The organism is Rhodococcus sp. NS-SX18 (assembly GCF_057367935.1).
Window position 1 is genome coordinate 3,790,585 of sequence record NZ_CM170633.1, and the last position, 15,166, is coordinate 3,805,750.

The following is a 15,166-nucleotide window of genomic DNA, read 5'->3' on the forward strand; positions in this document are numbered from 1 at the left end:
CTCCTGAAGTAGTGTGACACGGGTCATACTGCTTCGGGTGGGACCGCGGGAACTGTTCAAGGATTGGACAGTGCGCACATGCGCATACGACCGTCAGCCCGCGATGCCGAGCGCGCGGATCCGGCTGTAGAGCGTGGTGCGGCTGATGCCGAGCTGCGCCGCGGCGTGCACCTTGTTGCCGCCACTCTCACGCAACGCCTCGATGATGGCCTCCCGCTCGGCGCGTTCGCGCCCGCCCAGGCGGGAGACCCGGCTCGTCGCCCGGTAGTCGACCGGCAGATCCTCTCGTCGCACCGGCAGCGGGGACTCCCGCACCGGGACGGCGGCGAGCACCGCACGCAGCTCGGCGAGGTTGCCGGGCCACGAACGTTCCGACAAGGCCGTCAGGGCACTCGGGCCCAGGCGCAGATCTCCTCGGCCGAGTTCCTGTGCGAGCGCGGCGGCCAGGTCACCGAGTTCCCGGATCCGTTGCCGCAGGGCTGGGATCCGGACCTGACCGGGGCAGCGTGCCAGCAGTTCCCGTACCGGCGGGCGGATGTCGTCGAGCGGGTCGGCTGTGAGCACGAGCCGCGGTGCGGCCGGGTCGGAGAGCATCGACGAGAGCAGGGCCGGCACCGGGTCCGGAGCCAGGTGCACGTGTTCGACGACCACGAATCCGCGGTCCGTCGCGGCGGCCGCGACCGTGAGCAACCGGGCCGACCATTCGCGTTCACCCTCACCGACGATCCGGGCGGCGTCCAGGAACGTGCCCTCACCCCGGACGAGTTCCCTTGCAGCCCAAGTTCGTCCACTCCCGGGCTCACCGACGATCGCCACGCCACCGGCGCCGTCGCGCAGCCGCCCGAGCCGTCGCCGCAGCCGCGTCGTCACATCCTGCGCGACATCGCTGCGGGGCACGGGTTCGCGTGCCCCGGAGGCGTCGAGCAGGAACAGCGCGCCGCTGCCGATGCCCGGGATGCGGTCGATCCGCAACCGGGTGCTGCCGCCGGCGGACAGCGCGAAATCCATGGTGCGGGACTCCCCGGCGGGTAGATCGACCGCGATCGCGCGCAGGGCTGCGTGATCGGCGGGTAGGAGCAGTTCGACGGCGGCCTTGTTGGTGAGCATGATGTCCTCGCCCATGGCCGCGACCGCGACGCCGCGCTGCTGCGCGGCCCGCTGGAACGCGTCGACGACCCGGCGGTCGGACTCGCGGGCGCCCTCGAGCAGCCGTGCCTCGATGTCGCGGGCCGCCCGGGCGAGGAACGGCGCGAACAGCGGATTGGCCGTCTTGCCGGCGGCGGTGATGTCGAGGATGCCTTCGATGCGGCGGGTGACCGGATGCACGAGTGGATGCCCGTAGCAGCTGAAGTCCTTGAGGGACTCGAGGTAGTGCTCTTCGCCGTGCACCACGAGGCTCTGCCGCACTTCGAACGGGGTGCCGAGAGCGTTGGTGCCGTAGGTGTCCTCGCTCAGGGCGGCGCCGGGGACCACGCCGATCTCCTCCATGGCCCGCTGCATGGGTGCCGAGTCGAACAACCGGGCCACGATCCGGCAGTCCCGGTCCACGAGGAGGATGCAGCAGCCCGTGCCGGCGAGCTGTGTGCGCAGCTCGTCGAGCACCGGCCGGGCGGCATCGAGCAGCCGCCCGGCCGCGTCCGAGGGGCCCAGCAGCGTCGGTGCGGGAAGCCGTCCCGGGTCTATCCCGCTCAACTGTGAGCGCTTCCAGGACAGCGCGATCTCCGGCCGCAGACCGTTCACCCCTGCCCGGCCTCCCCGAGCAGGGCCGTCGACATCTCCCGCATCTCGACCTTGCGGATCTTGCCGGTCACCGTCATCGGGAACTCGTCGACGATGTGCACGTAGCGGGGGATCTTGTAGTGCGCGAGCTTGCCCGTGCAGTACTCGCGCAGCGACTGCGCGTCGAGCGGCGCCGCCCCCTCCCGCATCCGGATCCACACCATGAGCTCCTCCCCGTACTTCTCGTCGGGCACCCCGACGACCTGGGCGTCGAGGATGTCCGGGTGGGTGTAGAGGAACTCCTCGATCTCCCGCGGGTAGATGTTCTCACCGCCGCGGATGACCATGTCCTTGATGCGGCCGGTGACCGAGACGTACCCGTCGGCGTCCATGACGCCGATGTCGCCGGTGTGCATCCACCGGGCCGCGTCGACGGCCTCGGCGGTCTTGTCGGGCTGGTTCCAGTAGCCGAGCATCACCGAGTAGCCGCGGGTGCACAGCTCCCCCGGCTCGCCGCGTGGGACGGTCAGGCCCGTGGCCGGGTCGACGATCTTGACCTCGAGGTGCGGGCCGACGCGGCCGACGGTGGACACCCGCTGGTCGATGGTGTCGTCGCTGCGGGTCTGCAGGGACACCGGCGAGGTCTCGGTCATGCCGTAGCAGATGGAGACCTCGGTCATGCCCATCCGCTCGATGACCTGCTTCATCACCTCGACCGGGCACGGGGAGCCGGCCATGATGCCGGTCCGCAGGCTCGACAGGTCGCGGGTCTCGAAGGAGGGGTCGGCGAGTTCGGCGATGAACATCGTCGGCACCCCGTACAGGGAGGTGCAGCGCTCCTCGGCGACGGCGGCCAGGGTCTGGGTCGGGTCGAAGGCCGGTCCCGGGATCACCATCGTCGCGCCGTGGCTGGTGCAGGCCAGATTGCCCATCACCATGCCGAAGCAGTGGTAGAAGGGCACCGGGATGCACACCTTGTCCTGCTCGGTGTAGTGGCACAGCTCGCCCACGAAGAACCCGTTGTTGAGGATGTTGTGGTGGCTGAGGGTGGCGCCCTTGGGGAATCCGGTCGTGCCGGACGTGTACTGGATGTTGATCGGGTCGTCGGCCGACAGGTCACGCTGCGCGGCGTCGAGCCGGGTACGGTCGTCGGCGAGTGCGGCGCGTCCGGACGCGCCGAGCTCGTCCCAGTCGGGGGAGCCGAGCAGCACCACCTGTTCGAGATCCGGGCAGTTGCCCCGCACCTCGCCGATCATCGCCGCGTAGTCGGACGTCTTGAAGCTCGGGGCCGCGACCAGCATCCGGATTCCGGCCTGGGTGAGCACGTACTGCAGTTCGTGCGAGCGGTAGGCCGGGTTGATGTTGACCAGGATCGCGCCGATCTTCGCGGTGGCGTACTGGACGAACACCCACTCGGCGCAGTTGGGCGCCCAGATGCCCACCCGGTCGCCCTTGCCGATACCGGCCCGCAGCAGTCCGAACGCGAGGGCGTCGACCTCGACGGCGAGTTCGGTGTAGGTCCAGCGCCGGCCGGCGGCACGGTCGACGAGCGCGTCCCGCTCGCCGTGCCGGGCGACGGTGCGGTCGAAGTTGTCACCGATCGTGTCCCCGAGCAGCGGGGTGTTCCACGCCCCCGAGGTGTAGCTGGGCAGTTCGGGTGTGGTGAAACCGGTCATTGGTGCTCCTGCAGTGTGCGCGGCCCGGGACGAGCGACGGGGTCTCGAGGACTCCGTCCACCATGCTCGCCGATCCGGGGCCGCAGGTGTTCGGATTCTGGACAGTTGACGGGGTGCTGACAGCACGAGGCGCCCTCCCCGGAATGTCGGGGAGGGCGCCGGCGGGATCAGAGCGCTCGGTCCCGGGTCTCGACGAGAGCCTTCGTGCACACGAAGCTCAGCACGCCGAGCACGGAGAGCATGACGCCGATGGCGATGCCGCCGTAGGACGCGGCCAGGGGCGCGGCCAGCATGGGCGGGATCGCACCGCCGAGGACGCCGGCGAGGTTGTAGCCGAGTCCGGCGCCGGTGTACCGGTACCGGGTCTGGAACATCTCCGGTAGCAGCGCACCGCACGGGCCGTAGGCGATGCCGAAGATGGCCAGGGTGACCATCATGCCGACGACGAACGCGACCGGCGATCCGGTGTCGAGCAGCGGGAACAGCGCCAGCGCCCAGACGACGGAGAAGCCGCACGAGATCATGATGACGCGACGGCGTCCGACCCGGTCGGAGTAGAGAGCGGAGAGCACGATCGCGGCGCCGAACACGAGCGACGAGATGATGCCGACGGTCAGGACGAACGGCCGGGAGAAGCCGAGGGTCTTGGTCGCGTAGCTGGTCAGGTACGCGGTGCCCATGTAGAAGAACGCGAACATGATCGCCAGGGCGCCGGCCGAGAGGAGGATCTCCTTGGTCTGGTAGCGCAGGGCGTCGAGGAACGGCAGGGTGCGCTTCTCGACCGGGGCGGCGGCGCGGGCCTCTCGCTCGGCCTGGAACACCGGGGTCTCCTGGATGGCGAGACGCATGTACAGACCGACAGCCACGAGAACGATGCTGAGCAGGAACGGGATTCGCCAACCGTAGTCGAGGAAGGCCTCGTTGGTGTCGCCGAGGGCCAGGCCGGTGAACAGGAAGGTGCCACTCGACAGGGCGAAGGCGATGGCCGGACCGAGCTGCGGAAACATCGCATACAGGCCGCGTTTGCCCGGTGGCGCGTACTCGGCGGTGAGCAGGGTCGCGCCGGCCCATTCCCCGCCGACGGCGAAGCCCTGCGCGAAGCGCAGCAGCACGAGGATGATCGGGGCGGCGACGCCGATCGTCTCGGCGCCCGGGAGCAACCCGATGAGCAGGGTCGAGATGCCCATCAGCAGCAGGGTGGAGACGAGGGTCTTCTTGCGGCCGATGCGGTCACCGAAGTGCCCGAACAGCATGGCGCCGACCGGGCGCGCGATGAAGGCGACGGCGAAGGTCGCGAACGAGGCGACCGTACCGGCGGTGGCGCCGAGCGCCGGGAAGAACACCGTCGGGAAGACCAGGGCTGCGGCGGTTCCGTAGATGAAGAAGTCGTAGAACTCGATGGTGGTGCCGATGCAGCTGGCGATGGCGACGCGTCGGATGCCGGGGCCGCCCGGGGCGGGAGCGGTCGGCGCGGCGGGCTTGTGCCCCGCCGGTACCACGGGGGGTTCGGCCCCCGGTGTCGACACTGTGGTCACGTCTGTCCTCCGTATTTCCGTCCGAGCCGCGGCGGACCTGCGCCGCGGGATGGAAGGAAAGGTAGTGATCCGCCTCACTCCCCCACTACCCCCGAAAGGGGGGTGGCTGTGAGCCGGATCACGTAGTTCGGCGAACGAATGACTAGGACAGGTCGTCGGGCACCCGGTAGCGCAACCGGCGGGCAGACCGATCGCACCCGGGCCGTCTACGCTCCGTCCATGGCGACGACCTGGGACCCGGCCACGCCGGGCATCTTGGCGCTACCGTCGGGCCGGTACGTTCGGGGCCGCGGCGTCCGCCGGCCCCTCCCGCCCGGCCCGCGCCCCGGACTCGGGATCTACCTCACCGGTCGGAAACCGCCGACGGTCCCGTGGGAGGCCCGGTGGATCCGCTGGCCCGACTTCCGGCTCCCCGCCGATCCCCGGGCCGCCCGCCGGATCCTGTACGAGGCATGGGAGCGGTGCGCGGCCGAACGCGTCGAAGTCGCCTGCGGCGGGGGCCGCGGACGCACGGGCACCGCCATGGCCTGCCTGGCGATCCTCGACGGCGTGCCGCCCACCGAGGCGGTTGCCTATGTGCGCGAGCACTATTCGCGCCGAGCGGTGGAGACACCGGGGCAACGGCGTTTCGTCGCCGCGTTCCGGTGACCGGCGCGTCAGTGACCGGCGGCGCCGGCGAGTTCGGCGCGCATCTCGCGCCACACGGTCGCGTACGAGTCGATGTTCGGCGCCGTCGCCCATGCCAGCGCGCCGGACTTGATCTTCCCGAGCGCCTCGGCGAACAGGTCCTGGTAGCGCGACAGACGCGGAACGAAGGCCGACACGTCGTCGAAGAGATTCTGTGCCTTGCGATCCAGCTCGATCAATTCGTCGAGGAAGTTGGCGGATTCCGGGTCGGCGAGCAGCGCGGTGAGCGCGTCGTCGAGCGGCCCGAACTGTTCGAACAGCTCCGCGAGGGAATCCTCGTCGATCGAGACGCGCTCCGCGTCGAGCTGATCGGTCAGTTCCGCGGCCCCCGCGTCGGTCAGGGAGATGCCGTCGCCGGTCTCCTTGGCCTTGCCCTGGGCGACGAGGGCGTCGAACGCCGCCCGCCCGGACGCGACGGACACCCCGAGGTGCGCCGCGATCACTTCCGCGGTGACGGTCTGCTTCAGCCGCACCGTCTGCAGCAGAGCCAGCTCGTCGACATTGCCAGCGAACGCCATCGTGTACTCTCCTCGTCGCCCGGTCGCGGGCCGTACGTGTCACCCGGTCGGGCGGAGTACATGATTTGGCGGAAACGGCGGCTGTGTCAAACTCCCGAGCGGGTACCACGCGTTCTCGTCGCTACAGCGTCCTCGTCGCTACAACTCCCCCGTCCTCGCGGAATCGAGCCGGTCGTCCCGCGTGGTGTCCTTCAGGTCCACCCCGGACCGCCCGAGCCGGCGCGCCCCGTCGACCAGCCCCGCGACGACGGCCGCGGCCGCCGCATACCCGAGCCCTTCGGGCGGGTGGATGTTGGACACGCAGTTCCGTTCGGCGTCGGCGCGACCGGGCCGCGGCTCGTGGGTCAGATACACCCCGAGGCTGTCGGCGACCGACAACCCGGGCCGCTCCCCGATCAGGACCAGCAGGGTGCGCACCCCCAGGGCTGCGCCGATGTGGTCGCCCAGCGCGACCCGCGCCGACGTCGCGATCACCGGCGTCGCCACGGACAGGTGCCGCGGCAGGGCCGCCACGATCGCCTCGAGCAGCGCGACGCCGTGCTCGGTCAGGGCCCGCGGCGAGAGCCCGTCGGCGAGCACCACGCCGACGTCGGCGTCCACGACCGGGACCGCGGACAGATCCGCGGGCAGCCGGCCGAGATCCGGGCGGCGCAGATACTCGCCCCGATCACGTACGCAGCTCTCGACGACGACCGGTGCGCCGAGTCCGAGACGTTCGACGTCGGCAGCCAGGGCCGGCACGTCGAGGGGCTGGTGCACCGCGTCGCGGGCCGCGGCGTGCGCGGCCCGGAACTCGAGCACCCGCGCGGTCGGGAGACCGTCGCCGGCGCGACCGAGCCCGATGCGGGCCTGGGTCGACGACCGCAGCGGCGCCCAGAAGTCGCGGTCGACGGACCCGCTCATGCCGCACCTCCCGCGAGGGCGCGCAGCGGGGAGGCCGCCGCGTCCACCGGCAGGATGTGCCCGGCACCGTCCACCATGCCGAGGCCGGCGAGCCACCGCTCGAACTCGGGAGCGGGGCGCAGCCCGAGCGCGCGCCGTACGTACAGCGCGTCGTGGAACGACAGGCTCTGGTAGCCGAGCATGACGTCGTCGGCTCCGGGCACGGCGATGACGAACGCGGCGCCGGCAACCCCGAGCAGCGTCAGGAGGGTGTCCATGTCGTCCTGGTCGGCCTCGGCGTGGTTGGTGTAGCACACGTCCACACCCATCGGCAGGCCCAGCAGCTTGCCGCAGAAGTGGTCCTCGAGGCCCGCCCGGACGATCTGTTTGCCGTCGTAGAGGTACTCGGGGCCGATGAAACCGACCACCGTGTTGATCAGTAGCGGGTCGAGCGCGCGGGCGACGGCGTACGCCCGGGTCTCGAGGGTCTGCTGATCCACCGGACGTCCGCCCGTGCCGAGGTGCGCGCCGGCCGACAGCGCCGAACCCTGCCCCGTCTCGAGGTACATGACGTTGTCGCCGACGGTGCCGCGTCCCAGGGCGCGGCCGGCCTCGTTCGCCTCCCGCAGCAGAGCCAGGTTCACCCCGAAGCCGGCATTGGCCCCCTCGGTGCCGGCGATCGACTGGAACACCAGGTCCACGGGTGCCCCGGCCTCGATGAGGCCGAGGGTGGTCGTCACGTGGGAGAGCACGCAGGACTGCACCGGGATGTCGAAGCGCAGCCGCATCTCGTCGAGCAGGTGCAGCAGGTCGGCGGTGGCCCGGGGCGAATCCGTCGCCGGGTTGATGCCGATGACGGCGTCGCCGCAGCCCATCAGCAGCCCGTCGAGCGTCGCGGCGGCGATGCCGCGCGGGTCGTCGGTGGGATGGTTGGGCTGCAGCCGGGTGCCGAGGCGGCCGGGCAGGCCGACGGTGGTGCGGAACGCCGAGGTGACCTCGATCGCGCGGGCCACCGCGATCAGGTCCTGGTTGCGCATGAGCTTGCTGACGGCGGCGACCATCTCGGGCGTCAGGCCGGGTGACAGGGCGGCGAACGTCGCGGCCGCATCGGCCTTCGTGACGGTGTCGAGCAGCAGGTCGCGCAGTCCCCCGACCGTCAGGTGCTGCACGGCGCGGTAGGCGTCCCGGTCGTGGTCGTCGAGGATCAGCCGGGTGACCTCGTCGGTCTCGTAGGGCACCACCGGTTCGGCGAGGAACACGTCGAGCGGGACGTCGGCGAGCACCCACTGCGCGGCTGCGCGCTCGGCGTCGGATTCGGCCGCGCAGCCGGCGAGTTCGTCGCCGGAGCGGCGCGGGGTGGCCTTGGCGAGCAGATCCACGAGGCCGTCGAAGGTGTAGGTGGTGCCGGCGAGGTGCTGGGTGTAGACGCTCACTTCAGCTCGGCCTCCGCCTCGGCGAGCGCGGCGAACTCCTCGTCGGGCGAGTTCGCCACCAGCCGGTGCCGGCTGTAGAGCCCGAAGTAGGCCATGAACGCGGCGAAGGCTCCGAGGGTCCACAGGGCGGCGATCGGGTCGACCAGGAACGTGGCCACGACGGCAGCGGCGGCGACGACCAGCGCGAAGGAAGTGGTGAAGACACCGCCGGGAGTGCGGTAGGGCCGCGGCATGTTCGGCTCGCGCCGGCGCAGCACGATGTGGCTGACCATCATCAGCACGTAGCTCACCGCGGCACCGAAGACGGCCATGTTCAGCAGCATCGCTCCCTCGCCCGTGAGCGACAGCGCGAAGCCGATCACGCCGGGGACGATCAGCGCCAGCACAGGCGCCTTGCGCTTGTTGGTCAGCGACAGGCTCGTGGGGAGATAACCGGCGCGCGAGAGCGCGAACGTCTGCCGCGAGTACGCGTACATGATCGAGAAGAAGCTCGCGATCAGACCGGCGAGGCCGATGTAGTTGACCACCTTCGCGGTGCCGCTGTCGCCGAGGGCCTCGACGAGGGGGTTGCCGGAGGTGGACAGGGCCTCGGCGCCGAGCGCGCCGGTGGCCAGGAACAGCACGGTCGCACCGGTGACGAGCAGTACCAGCATGGACACGATGATGCCCTTGGGCACGTTCTTCTCCGGCTCGGTCGCCTCCTCGGCGGCCAGCGGCACACCCTCCACGGCGAGGAAGAACCAGATCGCGAACGGTACGGCCGCCCAGATGCCGAACAGACCGAAGGGCAGGAACGACGACGCGCCGGCGGCGGTCTCGTCGACGGCGATGTCGGTGAGATTGGCGGTGTCGAACAGCCCGACTGCCGAGACGGCGAACACCACGAGCCCGACCAGGGCGATCGCGGTGATCACGAACATCGCCTTGAGGGCTTCGCCCGCGCCGGTGAGGTGGATGCCGATGAACACCGCGTACACGGCGAGGTAGATCCACCACCCGTCGGTGATGCCGAACAGGTTCAGCGACTCGACGTACCCGCCGATGAACGTGGCGATGGCCGCCGGGGCGATCGAGTACTCGATGAGAATTGCTGTGCCGGTGGCGAATCCGCCCCAGGGGCCGAGTGCGCGCCGGGCGAAGGTGTAGCCGCCGCCGGCGGCCGGCAGTGCGGAGGACAGCTCCGCCATGCCGAGCACCATCGCGAAGTACATGGCCGCGATGATCACCGCGGCGACGAGCAGTCCACCGAACCCGCCTTCGGCCAGGCCGTTGTTCCAGCCGGCGTAGTCCCCGGAGATGACGTAGCTGACCCCCAGCCCCGCGAGCAGAATCCAGCCTGCCGAACCCTTTCTCAGACTTCGCTTTTCGAGATAGGCACGACTCTCGGCGTGGAAGTCCGCGCCGTCGTGGTGGGCCGCGGTTCCGGTCCTGGGCGGGTCGGTCAACGACATGATCTCTCTTCTCGACGGAGGATGGCGACGTGTCGAGCAGGCACGCCGAGGACACCGCGAGTACTCACGGTACGAGCGGCATGTACACACCGCGTCAGTACGCGGTCACGGAAGTGTTACGAGGAGTGGCTCCGGGTCGTCGGCACCGGGCACGCGTCGGCGGCCTCGGCCACGACGGTCGGCTCCGTGGCCGGATCCGGGCGGGCGCCGGCGGCCCACTGCTTGCCGAGCAAGGGGGCGTCACGGGCGAGGGCGTCGTTCTCCTCGGCGGTGAAGGCGCGGCCGCGACTGAGGAACCGGAGCCCCTCGGGGGATTCGAGACTGAATCCGGAGCCGCGGCCCGGCACCACGTCGAGGACGAGCTGGGTGTGCTTCCACGCCTCGAACTGGGATCCCGAGATCCACACCGGGACGGCGTCGGTGCCGCCGGGCAGGTCGTCGGCGGTCCGTCCCACCTCGAGACGCAGGTCCAGCATCCCCAGCAGCACGTCCAGGTCGCCGACGACGAAGTCGCCGTCCGGGTAGCACATCGGCGCCGATCCGTCGCAGCAGCCGCCGGACTGGTGCATCATCAGCGGCCCGTGCCGCTCGGCCAGGCGGCGCAGGAGCGCGACCGCGTCGGAGGTGGCGACGAGGCGGAGCGGGACGGACATGCGGTGCCTTCCGGTTGTCGACGTGGGCCTCCCCCGAGCGAACGTGTCGCTCACCTCGACTGATCGAGTGAACGATACATTCGCTCGACTCGGGGCGGGGCGGAATGGGAACGGCACCTGCCACGTCGCAGGGGGGGTGACGTGACAGGTGCCGGGCCTGATCAGAAGAAGCCCTGGGCCTTCGGGGCGTAGGACACCAGGAGGTTCTTCGTCTGCTGGTAGTGGTCGAGCATCATGTGGTGGTTCTCGCGGCCGATGCCGGACTGCTTGTAGCCGCCGAACGCCGCGTGCGCCGGGTACTGGTGGTAGGTGTTGGTCCACACCCGGCCGGCCTGGATGGCACGGCCGGCCCGGTAGGCGACGCCGCCGTCGCGGGACCAGACACCGGCTCCGAGGCCGTAGAGGGTGTCGTTGGCGATGGAGATGGCGTCGTCGAAGTCCCGGAAGGAGGTCACCGAGACCACCGGTCCGAAGATCTCCTCCTGGAAGATGCGCATCTTGTTGTGGCCGCTGAACACCGTCGGCTGGACGTAGAAGCCGCCGGACAGGTCGCCGCCGAGGTCGGCGCGCTCGCCACCGGTGATCACCTGTGCGCCTTCGCTCTTGCCGATCTCGATGTAGGACAGGATCTTCTCGAGCTGGTCGTTCGAGGCCTGCGCACCGATCATCGTGTCGGTGTCGAGCGGATCACCCTGGCGCACGGCCTTCGTGCGCACCGCGGCCAGCGACAGGAAGTCGTCGAAGATGTCCTGCTGGATCAGCGAGCGCGAGGGGCAGGTGCACACTTCGCCCTGGTTGAGGGCGAACATCGTGAAGCCCTCGAGTGCCTTGTCCTGGTAGTCGTCGTTGGCCGAGAGCACGTCGGAGAAGAAGATGTTCGGGCTCTTGCCGCCGAGCTCGAGGGTGACCGGGATCAGGTTCTGCGAGGCGTACTGCATGATCAGGCGGCCGGTGGTGGTCTCGCCGGTGAACGCGATCTTGCGGATCCGCGGGCTCGACGCCAGCGGCTTGCCGGCCTCGACGCCGAAGCCGTTGACGATGTTGACCACGCCCGGGGGCAGCAGGTCGCCGATCACGGAGATGAGGTGCAGGATCGAGGCCGGCGTCTGCTCGGCCGGCTTGAGGACGACCGCGTTGCCGGCGGCCAGTGCCGGGGCGAGCTTCCACACCGCCATCAGGATCGGGAAGTTCCACGGGATGATCTGACCGACCACGCCGAGGGGCTCGTGGAAGTGGTAGGCGACGGTCTCGGAGTCGATCTCGGAGATCGAGCCCTCCTGCGCACGGATCGCGCCCGCGAAGTAGCGGAAGTGGTCGATGGCGAGCGGGATGTCGGCGTTGAGGGTTTCGCGGATCGGCTTGCCGTTGTCCCAGGTCTCGGCGAGAGCAATCGACTCGAGGTTCTCCTCGATGCGGTCGGCGATCTTGTTGAGCAGGATGGACCGCTCGGCGACGGAGGTCTTGCCCCAGGCCGGCGCGGCGGCGTGGGCGGCGTCGAGGGCCAGCTCGATGTCCTCCTCGGTGGACCGGGCCACCTCGGTGAACGGCTGTCCCGTGACCGGGGTGACGTTCTCGAAGTACTGACCCTTCACAGGCGGTACCCACTGGCCGCCGATCCAGTTGTCGTAGCGGGACTGGAAGGACATCAGGGCGTCGGGCGAGCCGGGACGGGCGTACACGGTCATCGGTGTTCACTCCTCGGATGGTCTGGCACACCCCATACGGGGCGTGTGATCCGGAACACTACGAACCGGTGGGTTGCAACTACGTTGCGTAGCTACGACCTCAGATGCCGAGCTGCCGGTCCAGCAGCTCGATCCGGGCCTTGACCTGGGCGAACAGTGTCGAGTGCGGATCGAGGGTGGTCAGGTACGCCTCCCACGCCGCGATGTCGTCGCGCCCGTGCACCGAGGCCGTCCACCGCGCGAGCAACTGGGCGTCGCCGGCGCGGAGCAGTGCCGCCTGCACCCGGGCGCGCAGCTCGTCCCGGATCTCCTCGACACCGGGCGCGACCGATCCGGGCAGCACCGGCCCGGCGTACAGGCGGACCGCCGTCGCCACATCACCGCGGTCGAGCGCACCGCGGACCTCCGCGACGTCGGTGACGAGTTCGCCCAGAAGACGGTACGGACGGGAACCGAGACCCTCGGATCCGAACACCTTGCGCAGCCGCGACATCTCGGCACGGATGGTGACGGAGTCGAGCTCGGACTCGTCGAGCAGCACCGCAAGCCGGTCCGAGCTCAGACCCTCGGGATGCTCGGCGAGCAGCAGCAGGATCTCGGCATGCCGCTGCGAGAGCGGAATCCGCTCGCCGTCACGGTGCAACGTGGGCCGGCCGGACCCGAACGTGTCGAGGCTCGTCCGAGCGGCCGACAACAACCGCGGGGAGCTGAGCAGGTGCAGTCGCAGCTCCGACTCGGCGGCGGCGACCGTGGCCCGCACGAGTTGCAGCACCTCCGGTGCGGCGACACGCAGACCGCCGGTGATGTCGATGGCGCCGAGGATGCGCCCGGTACTCGGGTCGTGCACCGGCGCGGCCGAGCAGCTCCACTCGTGCACGGTGCGGTTGAAGTGCTCGGCGGCCACGATCTGGACCGAGTGGTCGACGGCGAGCGCGGTGCCGGGCGCGTTGGTGCCCACCCGCTCCTCGCTCCAGTCGGCCCCCTCGACGAAGCTCATCGACAGTGCCCGGTCGCGGGCCGCGTGGTCGCCTTCGACCCACAGCAACCGGCCCTGCTCGTCGCTGATGGCCACGAGCAGCCCACTGTCGGCGGCGTCCTCCACGAGCAGCTTGCGCACGACGGGACGGATCAGCGCCATCGGGTGCCCGGCCCGGTACCGCTCGAGATCCAGGCCGGTGAGCAGACTCGGCTGTTCGACGGCGTCGGGACTGATCCCGTTGCGGCGGCTGCGCAGCCAGGATTCGCGCACCACCGAACGCACGGAGGCCGGCACGACCGACGCGTCGGCCGCGTCGAGGAACGAACTGTGCGCCGACGACACGCGTTGCGCCAGCTGCGACGGGTCGTCACCGGGCCGCAGCGCCACCCAGGGGTTGGCCGAGCCGGATCGTTCGTCGGTCATGCGGTGCTGCTCATCTGCCGGTTCCTCCTCCGGACAACTGTAACCCGAGTCACAAGTCGGTCCGGGTGCCCACCCGCTCCGCCAGCATCACTGCCGTCGCGTGCGGTCCGCGGCCGGGCACCTGCGGGAACACGGACGTGTCCACGACGCTCAGTGCCTCGGTGGTGTGCACCCGGCATCGGTCGTCGACGACGGCCGTGTCGTCGGTGCCCATCCGGCAGCTCCCGGACAGGTGCAGCGACGTCCCGAGGTGTCGTTCGAGCCACGCGTCGTCGGGGTCGAACGCATCGGGATCGAAACCGGTCCGGTCCACGACCTCCGGCATCGCCGCGAGCAGCTGCGCAGCGTGCGCGACCCCGTGGCGCAGGTCGGCACGGTCGGCCGGGTCCTCGAGGTAGCGGTAGTCCAGCATCGGCGACCGCGTCGGGTCGGCCGGATCGAGGCGGATCGTGCCGCGGCTGCGGGGACGGGTCAGCACCACTCCCAGCACGGGATCCGCGACGCCGCTGCCGGGGACGGACGCGGCGAACGGTGCGGTGTAGGGGCGCGTCTCGAGATTGCCGGTGTGCAGGACGACCTGCAGGACCGGGGCCGGCCCGGGCTGCGGGACGCGATACCGGTAGGGGACGGCGATCTCCGGATGGTCGGTGAAACCCGTCCCGACTCCGGGAATCTCGATCCGCGGGGTGATGCCGTGGCGGGTGAGCTCGGCGCCGTAGCCGATTCCGGAGAGCATGAGCAGTTGTGGGGAGCCGATCGCACCGGCGGCGAGCACCACGTGGCCGGCGTCGACGGTCTCGCCGTCCTCGGTCTCGACGCCGACCGCGCGCGATCCCGAGAGCACGACCCGGCGCACGCGGGTTCCGGTGCGCACGGTCAGGTTCGGCCGGGTCAGGGCGGGCAGCAGGTACGCGTGGGCGGGACCGACGCGCATCCCGTCGCGGATGTTGAGGGGGACGCGGCCCACCCCGTCCGGCCCGGGCGCGTTCAGGTCGTCGACACGACGGTGCCCGGCGGCGAGCGCCGCGTCGTGGAACGCGGAACCGACGGGGTGCAGTTGTGCCCACGGCGTACGGGCGACGGGCACGGGACCGGTCGCGCCGTGCCAGCGACGGTGCACACCCGTCCCGGCGTCGGCATCGGTTTCGGTGGCGCGGAAATGCGGCAGCACCCGATCGAACGACCAGGACGGTGGCCAGGCTTCGAAGTCGTCCGGGCGGGCCCGCACGAAGTACGCCCCGTTCACCGCGCCGGACCCGCCCAGCAGCCGGCCACGGGCGACGACGGACGGGCGACGCCGGGTCAGCCGGGCCGGGTAGGCGCAGGTCCACGGGCTGTCCGGCCCGACCGGCAGGACGGTCGCATCGAGCACCGCGGGCGGGGTGCCCGGAGTCGAGCGGTAACCCGGACCGGCCTCGAGCATCAGGACCGTCCGGTCGGGGTCCTCGCTGAGCCGGGCGGCCAGCACGCAGCCGCAACTGCCGCCGCCCACGACGACGACGTCGGCGTACGGCGGCGCGGACAC

Annotated in this window: 12 protein-coding genes; 1 reads left to right on the plus strand and 11 read right to left on the minus strand. The window is 70.6% G+C overall.

What is annotated here, in order from left to right; translation table 11 throughout:
* Positions 1-93: 93 nt before the first annotated feature.
* The 3 genes from AC2IPW_RS17245 to AC2IPW_RS17255 form a co-directional block, all read right to left on the minus strand.
* The gene (locus AC2IPW_RS17245) at positions 94-1,740 is read right to left on the minus strand and encodes a sigma-54-dependent Fis family transcriptional regulator (RefSeq protein WP_486375256.1); all 1,647 of its coding nucleotides are present in this window, start codon (positions 1,738-1,740) and stop codon (positions 94-96) included.
* The gene (locus tag AC2IPW_RS17250; protein ID WP_486375257.1) at positions 1,737-3,395 is read right to left on the minus strand and encodes an AMP-binding protein; all 1,659 of its coding nucleotides are present in this window, start codon (positions 3,393-3,395) and stop codon (positions 1,737-1,739) included. Before AC2IPW_RS17250 ends, AC2IPW_RS17245 begins: the two co-directional genes overlap by 4 nt.
* A 167-nt stretch (positions 3,396-3,562) precedes the next feature.
* Positions 3,563-4,930 carry an MFS transporter gene (locus AC2IPW_RS17255; RefSeq protein ID WP_371383540.1) on the minus strand — a complete coding sequence of 456 codons (1,368 nt, stop codon included), beginning with the start codon at positions 4,928-4,930 and terminating at the stop codon, positions 3,563-3,565.
* Positions 4,931-5,149: 219 nt separating this feature from the next.
* Here AC2IPW_RS17255 and AC2IPW_RS17260 point away from each other — a divergent pair, with 219 nt between their 5' ends.
* Positions 5,150-5,578, plus strand: a complete 429-nt coding sequence (locus tag AC2IPW_RS17260; protein ID WP_054374122.1) for a protein-tyrosine phosphatase family protein — start codon at positions 5,150-5,152, stop codon at positions 5,576-5,578.
* Positions 5,579-5,586: 8 nt separating this feature from the next.
* On the opposite strand, the gene AC2IPW_RS17265 is transcribed toward AC2IPW_RS17260, so the two are convergent.
* The 8 genes from AC2IPW_RS17265 to mftG form a co-directional block, all read right to left on the minus strand.
* Positions 5,587-6,135, minus strand: a complete 549-nt coding sequence (locus tag AC2IPW_RS17265) for a hypothetical protein (protein WP_289378797.1) — start codon at positions 6,133-6,135, stop codon at positions 5,587-5,589.
* Positions 6,136-6,273: 138 nt separating this feature from the next.
* Positions 6,274-7,038, minus strand: coding sequence for an ethanolamine ammonia-lyase subunit EutC (eutC, locus tag AC2IPW_RS17270; protein ID WP_289378798.1), 765 nt, complete (start codon positions 7,036-7,038; stop codon positions 6,274-6,276).
* Complete coding sequence (locus AC2IPW_RS17275; protein WP_003937353.1) at positions 7,035-8,450, minus strand: ethanolamine ammonia-lyase subunit EutB; 1,416 nt, start codon at positions 8,448-8,450, stop codon at positions 7,035-7,037. The genes eutC and AC2IPW_RS17275 overlap by 4 nt, the downstream gene beginning before the upstream one ends.
* On the minus strand, positions 8,447-9,901 hold the full coding sequence (eat, locus tag AC2IPW_RS17280; RefSeq protein WP_486375258.1) for an ethanolamine permease: 1,455 nt from the start codon (positions 9,899-9,901) through the stop codon (positions 8,447-8,449). The genes AC2IPW_RS17275 and eat overlap by 4 nt, the downstream gene beginning before the upstream one ends.
* Before the next feature lie 116 nt (positions 9,902-10,017).
* The gene (locus AC2IPW_RS17285; protein ID WP_407040981.1) at positions 10,018-10,554 is read right to left on the minus strand and encodes a DUF779 domain-containing protein; all 537 of its coding nucleotides are present in this window, start codon (positions 10,552-10,554) and stop codon (positions 10,018-10,020) included.
* 161 nt (positions 10,555-10,715) lie between these two features.
* The gene (gene adh, locus AC2IPW_RS17290; protein ID WP_003937356.1) at positions 10,716-12,239 is read right to left on the minus strand and encodes an aldehyde dehydrogenase; all 1,524 of its coding nucleotides are present in this window, start codon (positions 12,237-12,239) and stop codon (positions 10,716-10,718) included.
* A gap of 100 nt (positions 12,240-12,339) precedes the next feature.
* Positions 12,340-13,641 (minus strand): helix-turn-helix domain-containing protein, encoded by a 1,302-nt coding sequence (locus AC2IPW_RS17295; RefSeq protein ID WP_003937357.1) that lies wholly within the window; start codon positions 13,639-13,641, stop codon positions 12,340-12,342.
* A 49-nt stretch (positions 13,642-13,690) separates the two neighbouring features.
* Positions 13,691-15,166: a mycofactocin dehydrogenase MftG gene (gene mftG, locus AC2IPW_RS17300; protein ID WP_486375259.1), complete on the minus strand. Its 1,476-nt coding sequence runs from the start codon at positions 15,164-15,166 to the stop codon at positions 13,691-13,693.